This window comes from Streptomyces sp. NPDC006925 (assembly GCF_042869575.1).
In the GTDB taxonomy this organism is placed as follows: Bacteria; Actinomycetota; Actinomycetes; order Streptomycetales; family Streptomycetaceae; genus Streptomyces.
Genome location: NZ_JBIAGB010000016.1, coordinates 93188 through 108502, shown reverse-complemented (window position 1 = coordinate 108502; position 15315 = coordinate 93188). Strand labels below are relative to the sequence as shown.

At 72.0% G+C, this 15315-nt stretch carries 15 protein-coding genes; 3 read left to right on the top strand and 12 right to left on the bottom strand.

The features are described 5' to 3' along the window. Positions 1-37: 37 nt before the first annotated feature. The 5 genes from ACFYNS_RS21540 to ACFYNS_RS21520 all read right to left on the bottom strand — a co-directional run bounded on the left by ACFYNS_RS21540 (position 38) and on the right by ACFYNS_RS21520 (position 5190). On the bottom strand, positions 38-1132 hold the full coding sequence (locus ACFYNS_RS21540; RefSeq protein ID WP_019357145.1) for an ROK family glucokinase: 1095 nt from the start codon (positions 1130-1132) through the stop codon (positions 38-40). A gap of 216 nt (positions 1133-1348) precedes the next feature. After that, a complete protein-coding gene (locus ACFYNS_RS21535) occupies positions 1349-2146 on the bottom strand; it encodes an ATP-binding cassette domain-containing protein (protein WP_360298925.1) in 798 nt (265 codons plus the stop codon). Then, on the bottom strand, positions 2143-3246 hold the full coding sequence (locus ACFYNS_RS21530; protein ID WP_360298927.1) for an ABC transporter permease: 1104 nt from the start codon (positions 3244-3246) through the stop codon (positions 2143-2145). The genes ACFYNS_RS21535 and ACFYNS_RS21530 overlap by 4 nt, the downstream gene beginning before the upstream one ends. Continuing rightward, positions 3243-4238, bottom strand: coding sequence for a sugar ABC transporter substrate-binding protein (locus ACFYNS_RS21525; protein WP_360298936.1), 996 nt, complete (start codon positions 4236-4238; stop codon positions 3243-3245). Before ACFYNS_RS21525 ends, ACFYNS_RS21530 begins: the two co-directional genes overlap by 4 nt. Positions 4239-4470: 232 nt before the next feature. Next, positions 4471-5190 (bottom strand): GntR family transcriptional regulator, encoded by a 720-nt coding sequence (locus ACFYNS_RS21520; protein ID WP_360298939.1) that lies wholly within the window; start codon positions 5188-5190, stop codon positions 4471-4473. Between the two features lie 151 nt (positions 5191-5341). Between ACFYNS_RS21520 and ACFYNS_RS21515 the strand changes: the two genes are divergently transcribed. After that, a complete protein-coding gene (locus ACFYNS_RS21515; RefSeq protein WP_360298930.1) occupies positions 5342-6364 on the top strand; it encodes a Gfo/Idh/MocA family oxidoreductase in 1023 nt (340 codons plus the stop codon). An 88-nt stretch (positions 6365-6452) separates the two neighbouring features. Here the strand turns inward: ACFYNS_RS21515 and ACFYNS_RS21510 are convergent, their stop codons facing one another. From ACFYNS_RS21510 to ACFYNS_RS21495, 4 genes are all read right to left on the bottom strand, one after another. Continuing rightward, positions 6453-6947 (bottom strand): GNAT family N-acetyltransferase, encoded by a 495-nt coding sequence (locus ACFYNS_RS21510; RefSeq protein WP_388604570.1) that lies wholly within the window; start codon positions 6945-6947, stop codon positions 6453-6455. A gap of 110 nt (positions 6948-7057) precedes the next feature. Next, the gene (locus ACFYNS_RS21505) at positions 7058-8287 is read right to left on the bottom strand and encodes a cytochrome P450 (protein WP_360303402.1); all 1230 of its coding nucleotides are present in this window, start codon (positions 8285-8287) and stop codon (positions 7058-7060) included. Between the two features lie 149 nt (positions 8288-8436). After that, on the bottom strand, positions 8437-9069 hold the full coding sequence (locus tag ACFYNS_RS21500; RefSeq protein ID WP_360303404.1) for a bifunctional 4-hydroxy-2-oxoglutarate aldolase/2-dehydro-3-deoxy-phosphogluconate aldolase: 633 nt from the start codon (positions 9067-9069) through the stop codon (positions 8437-8439). A gap of 85 nt (positions 9070-9154) precedes the next feature. Next, complete coding sequence (locus tag ACFYNS_RS21495) at positions 9155-10084, bottom strand: sugar kinase (protein WP_360303408.1); 930 nt, start codon at positions 10082-10084, stop codon at positions 9155-9157. A 579-nt stretch (positions 10085-10663) separates the two neighbouring features. Here ACFYNS_RS21495 and ACFYNS_RS21490 point away from each other — a divergent pair. Both ACFYNS_RS21490 and ACFYNS_RS21485 read left to right on the top strand, forming a co-directional pair. Then, positions 10664-11191 carry a sigma-70 family RNA polymerase sigma factor gene (locus tag ACFYNS_RS21490; RefSeq protein WP_388604567.1) on the top strand — a complete coding sequence of 176 codons (528 nt, stop codon included), beginning with the start codon at positions 10664-10666 and terminating at the stop codon, positions 11189-11191. Further along, positions 11188-11895 carry a hypothetical protein gene (locus tag ACFYNS_RS21485; protein ID WP_360302288.1) on the top strand — a complete coding sequence of 236 codons (708 nt, stop codon included), beginning with the start codon at positions 11188-11190 and terminating at the stop codon, positions 11893-11895. Before ACFYNS_RS21490 ends, ACFYNS_RS21485 begins: the two co-directional genes overlap by 4 nt. Positions 11896-12001: 106 nt before the next feature. Here the strand turns inward: ACFYNS_RS21485 and ACFYNS_RS21480 are convergent, their stop codons facing one another. The 3 genes from ACFYNS_RS21480 to allB all read right to left on the bottom strand — a co-directional run bounded on the left by ACFYNS_RS21480 (position 12002) and on the right by allB (position 15015). Then, positions 12002-12427: a ribonuclease gene (locus tag ACFYNS_RS21480; RefSeq protein WP_360302286.1), complete on the bottom strand. Its 426-nt coding sequence runs from the start codon at positions 12425-12427 to the stop codon at positions 12002-12004. A gap of 114 nt (positions 12428-12541) precedes the next feature. After that, positions 12542-13675, bottom strand: coding sequence for an allantoicase (alc, locus tag ACFYNS_RS21475; RefSeq protein ID WP_360302283.1), 1134 nt, complete (start codon positions 13673-13675; stop codon positions 12542-12544). Beyond that, a complete protein-coding gene (gene allB / locus ACFYNS_RS21470) occupies positions 13672-15015 on the bottom strand; it encodes an allantoinase AllB (RefSeq protein ID WP_360302280.1) in 1344 nt (447 codons plus the stop codon). The genes alc and allB overlap by 4 nt, the downstream gene beginning before the upstream one ends. Positions 15016-15315 lie beyond the last annotated feature (300 nt).

Genomic DNA, 15315 nt, shown 5'->3' with positions numbered 1-15315 from the left:
GTGGTGGATGTTCGGCGGGGCGGCGGTCCCGGCCCCGTCACTGACCGACGGCCCGGCGCAGGTTGTCCGCCGCCCGCTCGTAGCGCTCGTAGCGCTCCAGCCGACGCCGGTTGGCACGCCGGAAGCGGCGGGCCACCAGCCGGGCCAGGTCCGCAGCACCGACCATACCCGCCTCGGGGCCCAGCTGCGCCTTCACGATCCGGGCCTCCGGCCGGTATCCGCGGCCGGTGAGCTGCCGCCGGAACGCCTCCCTGGCGGGTTCGATCAGCAGTTCGTCGGCCGCGCTCACCCCGCCGCCGACCACGAAGCAGGACGGGTCCAGGGCGGCCGCCAGATTGGCCAGGCCCACCCCCAGCCAGGAGCCGACCTCGTGGAAGAGCTCCGTGCACATGGCATCGCCGGAGCGGGCGAGCTCGGTGATCAGCGGTCCGGTGATGTCGCCGACCTGGCCGCCCACCCGGTCGATGATGCCGTAGGCCACCGGCGACTCGGCCGCCGCCAGCTCGCGGGCCTCCCGGACCAGCGCGTTCCCGGAGCTGTACTGCTCCCAGCACCCTCTGTTGCCGCACGGGCACCGATGGCCGCCGGGCACCACCTGCATATGGCCGAACTCGCCGGCCACCCCGTACTTGCCGCGCTTGACCCGGCCGTCCTCCAGGATGGCGCCGCCGATCCCGGTGCCCAGCGTGATCATCACCAGGTGGTCCTCGCCGCGCCCGGCGCCGAATCGCCACTCGCCCCACGCCGCGGTGTTCGCGTCGTTGTCCACCATCACCGGCACCGCCAGCCGCGCCGTCAGCGCGTCCTTGAGGGGCTCGTCGCGCCAGGCGAGGTGCGGCGCGAACAGCACCCGGGAGCGGTCCGCGTCGATCCACCCCGCCGCGCCGATGCCGACCGCGTGCACGTCGTGCCGGTCCGAGAGGTCGAGCACCAGCTCCGCGATGGTGTCCTCGACCACCTTCGGGCTCTTCGACTTCTCCGGCGTCTCCGCCCGCACCTTCTCCAGGATCACCCCGTCGGCGTCCACGACACCGGCCATGACCTTGGTGCCGCCGATGTCGATACCTACGGTGGGAACGCGGGGCGCCGACAGATGGGAGCGGCGCTCTCGCGTGCTGACGGTCCTCAGCACGCTCGGGCTGGGGCCCGTCCGCCGTCGGTGGACCCGGTCTGCTCGCTGAAAGCTGTCCGCGTTCAAGGGGTGGTCGTCTCTCTGGGAGGGGTCTCACGGGTGGCGCCCGCTGCTGCCAGGGGTCAACGGTACGTCGTCCGGCGCACGGGCGCTCGGAGTCCCGTGCACCGCCGGGCCCGCACCGACTTGTGGCCGGCGGGCCCGGGGCACCGGGGCTCAGTCGCGCTGCAGCTCGTGGCTGAGCTGGTCCAGCTCCGAACCGCCCGCCATCTGCCGCACCAGCTCCTCCAGCTCCAGTCCGTCCTTCACGTAGGACCCGGCCATGGCGCCGCGCTTGAGCACCACGAAGCGGTCCCCGACGAGATAGGCGTGGTGCGGGTTGTGGGTGATCAGCACGACGCCGAGGCCGGCGTCCCGGGCCGCGGCGACGTACTTGAGCACGACCCCGCTCTGCTTGACCCCGAGCGCGGCGGTGGGCTCGTCCAGCACCAGGACCCTGGCCCCGAAGTGCACGGCGCGGGCGATGGCGACGGACTGCCGCTCGCCGCCGGACAGCGTTCCGATCGGCTGGTCGACGTCGCGCAGGTCGATGCCCATCCGCAGCAGCTCGCTGTGCGTGGTGCGCCGCATGCGCTGCACGTCGAGCCGGCGCAGCGGCCCGCGGCCGGTCGTCGGCTCGGAGCCGAGGAAGAAGTTCCGCCACACCGGCATCAGCGGGACGACGGCCAGGTCCTGGTAGACGGTGGCGATGCCGCGGTCCAGCGCCTGGCGTGGGGAGGAGAGCCGGGTCTCCTCCCCCTGGATGCTGAAGGTGCCGCCGTCGTGCTGATGCAGCCCTGAGATGATCTTGATGAGGGTGGACTTGCCCGCCCCGTTGTCACCGAGCACGCAGGTGATCTCCCCGGGCCGCACCGTCAGGGAGATGCCCTCCAGGGCCCGGATGTTGCCGTAGAACTTGCTGACGTCGGACAGCTCGACGAGCGCCCCGTCGTCGGCCGGCTGTACCTCGCTCATCGGGTCGCCTCCGCCCGCTTCCGGATCCACGCGTTCAGCAGCGTGGCGAGCAGCAGCATCGCGCCGAGGAAGAACTTGAACCAGTCCGGGTCCCACTGCGCGTAGATGATGCCCTTGTTGGCCATGCCGAAGATCAGGGCGCCCACGGCGGCGCCGACCGCGGAGCCGTAGCCGCCGGTCAGCAGGCAGCCGCCGATGACGGCCGCGGCGATGTAGATCAGTTCGTTGCCGACGCCCTCGCCCGACTGGACGGTGTCGTAGTTGAACAGCAGGTGCTGGCCGGAGATCCAGGCGGCGAACGCGACACCCAGATACAGGCCGATCTTGGTGCGGGCCACCGGAACGCCGACGGCGCGGGCCGCGTCCACTCCGCCGCCCACCGCGAAGATCCAGTTGCCGACGCTGGTGCGCAGCAGGATCCAGGTGGCGGCCGCCACCAGCAGCAGCCACCACACGATGGTGATCTGCAGATCGACGCCGCCGAGGGTGAGCGTGGAGGCGAAGACGGCCTTGGCCGAGTCGAAGCCCTCCATGTCGCTGATGCTCTTGGTGGTGACCGTGCCGCTGATCAGTTTGGTGAGGCCGAGATTGAGGCCCGTCAGCATCAGGAAGGTGCCCAGCGTGATGATGAAGCTGGGCAGCCTGGTGCGGGTGAGCATGATCCCGTTGAAAAGTCCGATGGCCAGTGTGACCAGCAGCGACACCCCGACGCCGACCCAGGTGTTGGCCGTCATCTGGTAGCTGAACATCGAGGAGGCCAGCGCGGAGGAGGTCACCATCACGCCGGTCGACAGGTCGAACTCCCCGCCGATCATCAGCAGCGCCACCGGCACCGCCATGATCCCCAGGGTGGAGGAGAAGTAGAGGACCGTGGAGAGACTGGAGGGGCGCAGGAAGCTGTCGGCGACCAGCGCGAAGAAGACGAACAGCGCCAGGGCGCCGACCACGGCGCCCAGTTCCGGACGCCGCAGCAGCCGCACCGCCAGCGGACGGTGCACCAGCCGCTCGTCGACCACCGCGGGGGCCGGCGGAGGGGAATCCTCCGGCTGCGGGGAGCCGTCCTGGGCGCCCTGGCCGCCGGGCCGGGCCGGGGCCGTCATCGGGTGCCCCGCTTCGTCAGCTCGGCCAGCTTGCCCGCGTCCTTCTTGGTGAGGATCTGCGGCCCGGTGAGCACCGGCTTGCCGCCGCCGAGCATGTCGGCGTTGTAGCGGTAGAGCCAGAGCAGGTCGACGGCCTCGTAGCCCTGCATGTAGGGCTGCTGGTCGACTGCGAAGCCGATCGTGCCGTCCTGCAGGCCGGCGGCGACCTTGTCGTTCAGGTCGAAGGTGTCGATCTCGGCCTCGCTGCCCGCGTTCTCCTTCGCCTTGGCCGCGGTGGCCGCGAACGGCGCGCCGAGCGTGACGACCGCGTCGACCTTCTTGTCGGACTGGAGCTTGGCCTCGACCGACGACTGCACGCCCGGCATGTTGGTGCCGTCCACGTACAGGTTCTTGACCTTGCCGTCGAAGGTCTTCTTGATGCCGTCGCAGCGCTGCTCGTGGCCGACGTTGCCCTGCTCGTGGATGAGGCAGACGGCCTTCTTCCGGCCCCGCTCGTTCAGCTCGCGGCCGACGGCCTCACCCGCGAGCACCTCGTCCTGGCCGATGTGGGTCAGCGCACCGAAGTCCTGCGAGACCTCCTGGCCGGAGTTGATGGTGATGACCGGAATACCGGCCTTCACGGCCTTCTTGACCACGCGCTTCATCGCATCCGGCTTGGCGAGGGTGACGATCAGGCCGTCGACCTTCTTGTCGATCGCCGTCTGGACGAGCTGCGCCTGGCGGCCGGCTTCCTTGTCGTGCGAGTAGAGGAACTCGATGTTGTCCTTGGCGGCGGCCTGCTTGGCGCCGCTCTGCACGATGTCCCAGTAGGTGTCGCCGTCGCCGGAGTGGGTGACCATGGCGACCTTCCAGCGCGGGGTGGTCACGTTGGCCTTGCCCGAGGCCGCCTGCTCGCGCGCCTCCTCCGCCCGCTTGCCGCCGGTGCTGCTGCACCCGGCGAGCGCGGTCAGCGCGACGACCGTCGCCGCCACCGCGGCCCCGGTCGTACGTATGGACCTGCGGAACCTTCGCCGGGACCTCTGCACGCTGGCCACCTGTCCTGCTCTCTGGGTAGGTATACGGTCGGGATCCGCCCTGGATCTTCGCACACATATCCGCCAAGGTGGCCGGAAACCCCCCACCGGGCCCGCGCCCACCCCCTCCGACCGGGATGTGTAGCGGCGAGCAGGGCAGCCGTCAACGTCGTCGGCTCGGGGCTCTCGCACAGGGACACCTCTCAAGGGCTCAGGGACGCACCAGGAGCTGGAAGTCGAAGGAGTAGCGGGACGCGCGGTAGAGGTGCGAGCCGTACTCCACGGCGCGACCGGTGTCGTCGTAGGTGGTGCGCTCCATCGTCAGCAGCGGAGCGCCCTCGGTCTCCCCCAGCAGCTCCGCCTCGGCCGCGTCCGCGATCCGCGCGCCCACGGACTGCCGGGCCGAGTGCAGCGTCACTCCGGCTCCGCGCATCAGCCGGTAGAGGCCCGTCGTCTCCAGCTCGCCCTCCCGCGGGGTGAGCAGATCCACCGGCAGATGGTTGCGCATGTGCGCCATCGGCTCCCCGTGCGCCAGCCGCAGCCGCTCCACCAGCCGCACCTCGGCCCCCTCGGGCACCCCCAGTGCCGCCGCGACCTCCCCCGTCGCCTCCTCGACGCCGTGCCGCAGCACCCGGGTGGCCGGACGCTGGCCCGCCGCCTCCAAGTCGTCGTAGAGGCTGCTCAGCTCCATGGGACGCTTGACCTGGCTGTGCACGACCTGGGTGCCGATGCCCCGGCGCCGGACCAGCAGCCCCTTGTCGACCAGCGACTGGATGGCCTGCCGGACGGTGGGGCGGGAGAGCCCCAGGCGCCCGGCCAGCTCGATCTCGTTGCCCAGCAGACTCCCGGGCGCCAGCTTGCCGCGCTCGATGGCGCTCTCCAGCTGCTGGGCGAGCTGGAAGTAGAGCGGGACGGGGCTGGCGCGGTCCACACTGAGCTGCAGGTCCACCGGATCATTCTTGGCCACGGACGGGAGCGTAGTGCCCTTCGGCGGTCACGTGAACCGTACATTCGATTGTCAGGACGAAAAGACGAAAAGGCAAAGCGTTGACACCGCCGGGCGCGCGGGCGAGCGTGGGCCCATGCGCATCGGACTCATCGGCACCGGCCGGATCGGCACCCTGCACGCCCGCACTCTCCACGCGCATCCCGAGGTGAGCGGATTGGTGGTCGCGGACGCGGACGCCGCACGCGCCCGCGAGGTGGCCGCCGCCCTCGGCGCCACCGCCGCACCCGGCGTGCCGGACCTCTTCTCCGCGGACCTCGACGCGGTCGTGATCGCCTCCGCCACCGCCTCGCACGCCGAACTGATCCGCACCGCGGCCCGGCGCGGGCTGCCGGCCTTCTGCGAGAAGCCCATCGCCCTGGACCCGGCCGGCACCCGCGCGGCGCTCGCGGACGTGGCGGCGGCCGGAACCCTGCTGCAGATCGGCTTCATGCGGCGCTTCGACGCCGGGTACACGGCCGCCCGGGAGGCGGTGCGCACCGGCCGCCTGGGCCGGCTGCACACGGTGCGGGCCATGACTTCGGACCCGGCGCCGCCGCCCGCCGCCTACCTGCCGCACTCGGGAGGGCTCTACCGGGACTGCCTCGTCCACGACTTCGACGCCGTGCGGTGGGTGACCGGGCGGGAGATCGTCTCCGTCTACGCCACCGGCTCCGCCGCGGGTCCCGCCATGTTCGCGGAGGCGGGCGACGTGGACACCGCGGCCGCGCTCCTCACCCTGGACGACGGCACCCTGTGCACCGCGACCGCGACCCGGATGAACGGTGCGGGCTACGACGTGCGGATGGAGCTCGCGGGCGAGCGGGACCAGTTCGCGGTCGGACTGGACGCACACACCCCCCTCACCTCACTGGAACCGGCCGCTCCCCCGCCGCCGGAGCGGCCCTGGCCCGGCTTCCTCGAGCGGTTCGGGCCCGCGTACGAGGCCGAGATCGCCGCCTTCGTCCGCGCCCTGCGCGGCGAGATCCCCAATCCCTGCGACGGCCGGGAGGCCCTCGCGGCGCTGCTGGCCGCGGAGGCCTGCGAGCTGTCGCGCGCCACCGGCGCCCCGGTGGAGGTGGCCGCACTCGACAGCGCCGAGCCCTCCCGGACCGGCTGAGCCGGGCCCCGCCGGGGCGGTGCCGGTGCCGGCACCGCGGCGACGGGCCCACCGGGCACTCCGAGGTGCCGGCGCGCCCGGTGGGGCGTCACAGTTTCTTGACCATGAACAGGCAGGCATCGGCAACCCGGTGGACCACCCCGGCCCCGTCCTGGTAGCTCCAGCAGTCCAGATACGGCACGGAGTCGCGGTAGCCGAGGTGGCCGTAGAGCGCGCTCGCCCGCGGATTGTTCTTCTCGACGCCGAGCCCGACCGCGCGGCAGCCCCGCTCCCCCGCGAGGCGCTCCGCCTCATGGAGGAGCGCGGTGCTGATGTTCTGGGAGCGGAGGGCCCCGTGCCACACTCCGAGCCCGTGCACCTCGGGGCAGCCGGGATGCGCTGCCCGCACCTCAGGCGCCTCGCACCCCGCCCAGCGGATCTCGCAGCTGCCGACCGGCCGCCGGTCCTGCCAGGCAAGCAGGAACGTGGCGCTGCCCTGCCGTTGCCGCGCGTAGCGGGCCTCGTGTGGGGTGGCCGCCCCGCGCAGCGGCTTGTGCGCCTCGAGCAGTTCGAGGTCTTCTTCCCGGCACTGACTGATCCGCATGCCGGTACCCTACGAGCCTGGTACGGACCTGTGTCCATGCTTCACAACACGTCCCCCGGCCCGGACCACAGCCCGCACCCGGCAGGGCCCCCGGGCCGGGAACACCCTGGTCAGCCGAACCGTACCGGCACGCTCTTCACCCCGCGCAGCACGGTCCCCTGCCGCCACTCCAGTGCGGCGGGACTGGCGTCCAACTCCAGCCGGTCGGTGCGCTCCAGCAGCATCCCGAAGGCGATCCGGGCCTCCAGCCGGGCCAGCGGGGCGCCGAGACAGAAGTGGATGCCGTGCCCGAAGGCGAGATGGCCGCCGCTCTCCCGGCGGATGTCGAAGCGGTCGCCCTCGGGGAAGCGCGCCGGATCCCGGTCGGCGTCGGCAAGGACCGGCAGCACGAGCCGCCCGCCCCCGGGGATCAGGGTGCCGTCGATCTCCAGGGGTTCACGGGTGAAGCGGTAGGTGGACGTCTCGACCGGGCCGTCGTAGCGGAGCATCTCCTCGACGGCTCCGTCGAGCAGCGCCGGATCGGCGCGCAGTGCGGCGAGCTGGTCGGGGTGGCACAGCAGCGCGAGCGCGCCGTTGGCGATGAGCCCCACCGTCGTCTCGTACCCGGCCACCAGCAGCAGCCAGGCCATGCCGTGCAGTTCGCCGGTGGAGAGCCGGTCGCCGTCCTCGTCGCTGGTGCGGATCAGGAGGCTGAGCAGGTCCTCGCCCGGGCGCGCGCGCTGCCGCTCCAGCAGTTCGGTCAGATAGCCGCTCAGCGCCTCGATCGAGCCGCGCTTCTCCTCCTCCGGGGCCGCGCTCAGCACGTGATCGCTCCAGGCGCTGAACCGCTCGCGCTCCAGGTCCGGCACGCCGAGCAGTTCGCAGATCACCGCGATCGGGAGCGGGAAGGCGAGCGCCTCGACCAGGTCGGCGCGCCCGTCGGGGTCTGCCAGCATCCGGTCCAGCAGCCCGGCCGTCAGCTCCCTGATCCGGGGTTCCAGCGCGGCGATCCGACGCGGGGTGAACTGCCTGCTGACCAGCTTGCGCAGCCGGGTGTGGTCGGGCGGATCGCTGATCAGCATGTGGGTGCCGGGGGAGATCGAGAGGGTTCCGGCCTCCGGCGAGGCGTTGGCCCAGTCCTTGGAGAGCCGCGGGTCGTTCAGTGCGGCCCGCGCTGCCTCGTGGCCGACCACCAGCCAGCCGAGCGCGCCTTCCGGGGTGCGCACATGGTGCACGGTGCCGCGGCGGCGCAACGCGGCGTAGACGGGGTAGGGGTCGCGGACGAAGTCGTCCCCCAGCACGGCGAGGTCGACGATGCCGTCCGTGTCCGGGGTCAGGTCCAGCACGCTCCGGTCAGCCATGGGGAGAGCCTAGAAGCGGGTACGCGACAGGTCACCGGGGCGTTTTCGGCCAGCGAAGGCAGCCCCGTCCACCGGCGGAGGGCTGCCGCCCCAATCCGCCGACGGACGGGCGGCCCGTTTCCGCCTCCGGGCGGGCCCCGGTGCGCTGCTCAGTCGGGTGCGGCGTCCTGGAGGCGCTTGAGGAGTTCGGCGACCCGCTTGGTGGTCGTCTCCCGGTCGTGGCCGTCGGTCAGGGCGGAGCCCATGCCGCAGGCGACGGCGCCCGCGGCGATCCACTCGGGCGCCTCCTCCAGGGTGATGCCGCCGGTGGGCAGGAAGGGCGCCTGCGGCAGCGCCGCGCGCACGTCCCGCAGCCAGCCGGGCCCGTGCTGCGAGGCGGGGAAGAGTTTGAGTCCGTCGGCGCCCAGTTCCAGCGCCCGGACCGCTTCGGTGGGAGTGGCGACGCCGGGGAAGACGGGCACTCCGTAGCGGTGCCCGGTGCGGATGACCTCCTCGTCGAGGGCGGGCGCGACGAGGAAGCGGGCACCGGCGTCGACGGCGAGGCGGGCCGAGGCGCTGTCCAGGACGGTACCCGCGCCGATCACCGAGTCGTCGCCGGTCTCGCGGCGCAGCGTGCTGATGGCGTCCAGCGCGTACGGCGTGGTCAGCGAGACCTCCAGGCTGGTGAGCCCGGCGGCGAGCAGGATGTCGGCCGTAGCGGCCGCCTTCTCGTAGCTGTCCGCACGGACGATGGCGAGGACGCGCTGTTCCAGCGCCGCTCTGGTGATCTCCCAGCGGTACACGGCAGTTCGCCGCCTCTCTCGATCTGTGGGATGTCGGCCGGCCGGCACCGGGCCGGACCCCGCGGAAGCGGGGCCGGTGGCGGGGTCAGCGGTGCACCGGGTCGGTGCCGCGGGTGAACGCCGCGAGCGCGCGGTCGCGGGCGGCGGCGGTGGGCAGTCCGTCGATGTCGCCGGGCGCCTGGACGACGAGGGCCGCCACGCACGCGGCCTCGGCCAGGGCCCGCTGGTGGTCCAGCCCGCGCAGCCGGGCCGAGAGCCAGCCGGCCGCGAACGCGTCGCCCGCGCCGACCGGGTCGGTGACCGGCACCTCGAAGGGCTCCTGCCGCCATTGCCCCTCGGCGGTGTGCGCGACCGCGCTGTGGTCGCGGTGCTTGACCACGACCGTGCCGGCCCGGCCGAGCGTCAGCAGGGCTTTGGCGCCCTCGTCCGGGCCCGCGCCCAGCAGGAGTTCGATCTCCTCCTCCCCGGCGAGGACGAGGTCGGCCTCGCGCAGCAGCGGCCCGACGCGCCGGATCCATTCGTGGTCGGTGCCCAGCTTGCGCCGCACGTTGGGGTCGAAGCAGACAGTGGCACCGGCCTGCCGGGCGCCCTCGATCAGGGCGTGGGTGGCCTTTTCGGCGTCCTCGGAGAGCATCGGGGTGATGCCGGTGACGTGCACGAGCCGCACACCGGCCAGTGCTTCGGGGGTGATCTGCGCGGGGCTGAGCAGCGAGGCGGCCGAACCGGTCCGGTAGTACTGCACGTCGACGGCGCGGCGGGGGTGGCTGTCGCGCAGCAGCAGTCCGGTCGGCGATTCCGGGTCCATCTCGGCGCAGGAGACGTCGACGCCGTCGGCGCGCAGTTCCCGCAGCACGGCCTCGCCTGCAGGGTCGTCCCCGACCCGGCCGATCCAGCGGGCCCAGTGGCCCAGCCTGGCCAGTCCGGCCGCGACGTTGGACTCGGCCCCGGCCACGGAACGCCGGAAGTGCGTCGCGCGTTCCAGGGGGAGGCCGGGTTCGGCGAGCATCAGCAGCATGGCCTCACCGCAGGTAACCGCTTCCGGGCCGTTTCTCACCGTTGACTCCCCATATCTACCGCCCGCGCATCACTCTCTGTGGGGAACGTTACCCGTTTACGCCGGGTAAGCCACCCCCGGGTGGCACGACACCCGAGGTACGGCGTCGCCTCACCTGGCGAGTCGAAGGTAGTCGATAGGACTCGCGGCGCGCCGACTTCTGTCGCACTGCCCCGGCCGGGAGGACGGCAGTCGCCGTCGAGGCGGCAGCCCCTCCCTTGCCGCACACGGCCCGATACCGCGAGGACCTGCACGGAGGAACGCGGGCGAGATGCATATGCCTGGTATGGCATACGTCACGCGACAAGGCGCGAGAGGTGTAGACCTTCAGGGAAAGGCGCCATTCGGGCTCCAGCTCACGGGCCGTTACCGATAAGTACGTCATTACGGTGCGCCGCCTTGTGGCATCACTGTGTGATTTTGATGCCCAACGGTATGCGTGTGTGCGGTGTTTCGGGGGTTGAGTGGTCGTCATGCACACGCGATACGACGTGACGTGCTCACAGGTTGTCGCTTCCACCCCCTCGACGAAGAGGACCCATGAGCGAAGATGCCCACCCGCACATCGTCTTCGGCACCGTCACGGAGACGGCACCGCTGCCGCTGCCGCTGGAGTTCGAGGCCCTCTGGGTGACCAACCAGGCGGATTTCCACCAGTACGCCCGCGTGGTGTCCGGGAACTGGCAGGCCGCCGAAGCCACCGTGCACCGCGCGTTCCTGGAGATCCTGAACCTCTGGGACGAACTGCTGCAGTCGAGCAACATGCAGGGCGAGGTCTGGGCGATCTTCCGCAAGACCGTGGTCTCCCAGGAGCTGAACTCCTTCCGCGAGGGCCTCTCCCGCCTGGAGCCGGACGAGGAGATCGGCCTCTTCCGGGCCCTGCGGAAACTGCCTCCGCGCCAGTTCGACGCCGTCGTCCTCAAGCAGGTGATGCATCTGGAGACCAGCAAGATCGCCTGGTACCTGGGCGTGACCACCCGCACCGTCGACTACCACTGCCGCAAGGCCAAGGAGCGCCTGGAGCAGGCCGTTCCCTCGCATGTGAAGCCCGGGAGGGATCCCAAGTGACCGGCAGCCGCGTCGAGAGCACGCTGGCCTCCATGGGCCGGGCGCTGCGCGCCGAGGAGCGCACCTTCGACGAGCCCGCCGCGCTGCGCCGGATCGCCGAGGACGCCGGACTGCTCCCGCTGCGCGACCTCCCCGCAGTGGCCGGGCAGCAGTTGACGGTGGTGGTGCGCTGGGCCCTGGAGCACCCCGGGGCCGCCGCGCACCTGGAGCGTCTCGCCGAGGCGATCGGTGAGAAGAAGAGTTACGGCGATGAGCAGGACGACTGGATGCTCCTGGTACGCGTCAGCGACCTCACCGAGATCGACGTGGACGGCGCACACCTCTTCGCCTGCATGCTCTACCTGGCCCGGCATCACGAGAGTGCCCAGTTCTGGTGGCAGTTCGCCGCCGGTGCCGGAATGCGCGTCGCCGCCTTCTGCCTCCATCTCCACCACCTCGGACGGGGCGAGACGCCCGAGGCCGAGCACTGGCTGGGAACACTGAAGTCCATGGACACCCCCGAGACGCTGGACGAGGAGTTCCTCTGCGGCCTGCGCAGGTTCGCCGCCTGGGAGTGGCGCAACGGGAACCCGGCGTCCGGGTATGTGGCCGCTCTGATCGACGAGGTCTACCGACTGGCCACCATCGACAACGCGGACGAGATGCTCGTGTGCCGCCCCGACCACGAACTGGCCCTGCGGCTGAACGGCTGCGGCTCGGTCTGATCCGTGCGGCGCGCGGCCCGCGCCGCACTCGGCGTCCGGGCCACCGCATGGGCGGCCGCCTCCCGGTACGGGCGACGGCCGCCCGAGGGTTCGGTGTGTGGGGGCGTCAGCAGGCGGGATCGACCAGGTCGAAGGAGGCGTAGTGGTCGGCCGTGTAGTAGTCCTCCGCCTCCTGCTCCCCGGTGACGATGCGTCGGGCGCCGCGGTCCTCCGAGCCGGGGGTCTCCACGGTGTACTCGTGGTAGTAGCCCTGCTCGTGGTCGGGCAGGATGCCCTCGCGGTTCTCGAAGACCGTGCCGTCCTGCGGATAGGGGTAGGGGCCGCCCTGCTCGATGAGGTCGAGGGTGTCGTGGGCCTCGGACGGCAGCTCGGAGGCGCAGATGTCGCCGACGGCGGCGATCCGCGCCGCCGCGACCGCGGGGTGCGCGGCGGGTGCGGCCGAGGCCGTGGTGAGGGCGGGGCCGCCGACGAGCATCGCGGCGGCGAGGGCTCCGGCTGCGCCGATACGGGTCCAGCGTGGGGGGAATGTCATGCCACCCCATGGTGACGCGCGTAGAGGGCGTGTCAATGCCAACTCGCGGGGTTTTGCCGCACGTTCACCGGTCCGACGCCGGAGGGGCGCGTGGGCACCCCTCCGGCAGCGGGGTCAGCTCGACTCGGCGTGGCGGGCCGCCAGTCGGCGGGCCCCCTCGTCCGTCAGGGAGCCGTGCAGCCGGAGGCGGGCGACCGCACCGTCCGGGTGGATGTCCATCCGCACATGGGTGACCGCGGGCGCGTCGGTCAGCAGGAAGCGGTGGATGGTGTCGGGCTGGAGGCGGGTGCGCGGCAGCAGTTCGGCCCACTCCCCCGTCTCGCCGTCCTTGCCCACCAAGCTCACCCAGCCCGCCGCGTTGCCCCGGTAGCAGGCGGTGTCGACCTCCACGGCGCGGATCCGGCCCTGTCCGGCGAGCGCGTAGGAGACCCAGTCGTGCCCCTTGTCGCGTCGGCGGCGGGTCTCCCAGCCCTCGTCCATCTTCTGCGAACGGCCCGGCAGGATGCTGTTGACCGGCGGGGAGAAGAAGCGGTCCGAGGCGTCCTCGGCGAGGCCGCCGTTCTCCAGCGCCACCAGATCGAAGGTGCCCAGCGCGGCCAGCCATTCGGGATCGGCGAGCACCTGGCCGTGCACCCGGAGCCGGGCGATGCCGCCGTCGGGGTACTGGCGCAGCCGCAGGTGGGTGAAGCGGCGCTCCTCGGTGACGGTGAAGCCGTTCGCGGCGTGGCCGCCGACGGAGCTGCGGGGGACGAGGGTCGTCCACTTCACGTCGTCGGCGAGCAGTTCCTCGGGGGAGGGCGCCCCCGGCACGGAGGTGGCCTCGACGGAGATCTCGGGCGGGTAGTTGCCGCGGAAGTGCGCGGTGTCCACGACGAGGCCGCGGATCACACCGGGAGCGCCGAGCTTGACCAGCGCCCAGTCGTGTTCGTCCGCGGCCGGGTGGGGCTCCGACGCCGAGGCGCCGCGCCGGCGGCGGGTCTCCCAGCCGTCCATGACCTTGCCCTTGTGCTGGAAGGCGTGCGGATCGAACTCGGGGCGCTCGGAGTTGAGCAGGTTCTCCCGCTCGGCGAAGAACTCGTCGTTGGCCGCGATGACAGTGGCGCCCAGCCTGCGGTCGGCCAGGTCGGGAAGGTGGGCGAAGGGGAACCCTGCCTCCGGCGCACGGTAGTCGGCGTAGGTGTCGCCGCCCGAGTAGGGCTCGGCGTCTCCGGTATAGCTGGGTATGCCTGCGGTCTGCGCCGCTGTCATGCGGTCTTCCTTTCGATGAGCCGTCCGGTCTTTCCGGTGGGAACTCCGTGGTCGGCGACCCGTTCGCCGCGCAGCCAGGCGGCACGCACCACGCCGTGCAGGGTCCTGCCCGCGTAGGCGGTCACCTGGTTGCGGTGGTGGAGCCTGGCGGGGTCCACGGTGAAGGTCTCCTCGGGTGCCAGGACCGCGAAGTCGGCGTCCCGGCCCGGAGCGATGCTGCCCTTGCCCTCCAGCCCGGCCAGCCGCGCCGGTTCCCGGGACATCCAGCGGACGACGTCGGCCAGCGCGAACCCGCGGCGGCGGGCCTCGGTCCAGACGGCGGGCAGGCCGAGCTGGAGGGAGGAGATACCACCCCAGGCGGTGCCGAAGTCGGGGGTCTTCAGGTCGGTGGTGCAGGGCGAGTGGTCGGAGACGACACAGTCGAGGGTGCCGTCGGCCAGCGCCTGCCACAGCGCGTCCTGGTTGGCCCGCTCCCGGATGGGCGGGCAGCACTTGAACTCCGTCGCGCCGTCCGGGACCTCCTCCGCGGTGAGGGTGAGGAAGTGCGGGCAGGTCTCGGCGGTCAGCCGGAGCCCTGCGGCTCGGGCCTCGGCGAGCATCGGCAGCGCGTCGCCCGAGGAGAGGTGCAGCACATGGACGCGGGTGCCGTGCTCGGCGGCCAGCTCGATCAGCAGCGCGATGGCGTCGTTCTCCGCCGAGCGGGGGCGGGAGGCGAGGAAGTCGGTGTAGGCGGGGCCGTTCCGCTGCGGCGCCGCGGCGAGTCGGCCGGGGTCCTCGGCGTGCACGATCAGCAGCCCGTCGAAGGAGGCGATCTCGGCCATGGCGGCGGCGAGTTGCGCGCGGTCGAGTTCGGGGAACTCGTCCACCCCGGAGGGCGAGAGGAAGCACTTGAAGCCGAAGACTCCCGCTTCGTGCAGGGGGCGCAGCTCGGCGACGTTGCCGGGCACGGCGCCGCCCCAGAAACCCACGTCGATGTGTGCCTTGGGTCCGGCCACCTCGCGCTTGATCCGCAGGTTGCCGGCGGTGGTGGTCGGCGGGAGGGAGTTGAGCGGCATGTCGAGGAGTGTGGTGATGCCGCCGGCCGCGGCGGCGCGGGTGGCCGTCCAGAAGCCCTCCCACTCGGCACGACCCGGATCATTGACGTGGACGTGGGTGTCGACCAGGCCGGGCAGCAGCACGTCCTCCCCCACGTCCTCCAGCGCCGCCCCCGGCGGCACCGGGGCTCCGTGCGCCGACACCTCCGCGATCCGGCCGCCGCCGTCGACCGCGACGTCGGCGGGACGCTCTCCCTCCGGGGTGATCACGCGCCGGGAGCGCAGGACGAGCCGCACGTCGGACACACCGACCTCCTTCGTACTCCACGAGCCCTCGCATTCGGACCCTCACCGTCCCTTCAACGTTCTGTTGAAAGACCGGCTGTACGAATCTTCGTGCGAGGGAGGGGACCAGTCAAGGGCCGCCCTCTTGGAGAACTCCACAAAATGGAACTAGACTTTCGCCATACAGAAGAAGAGCGCCGCCAAGGCCGGGCGCGACAGCGAACGCGTCGCAGCAGGAAACCGGTGTCCGCGCCGGGGCGTGTACGAGAGAGGTGACCGCGCGGGAGACCGCCGCCCGGTCCTCCGCCCCCGATACCATGC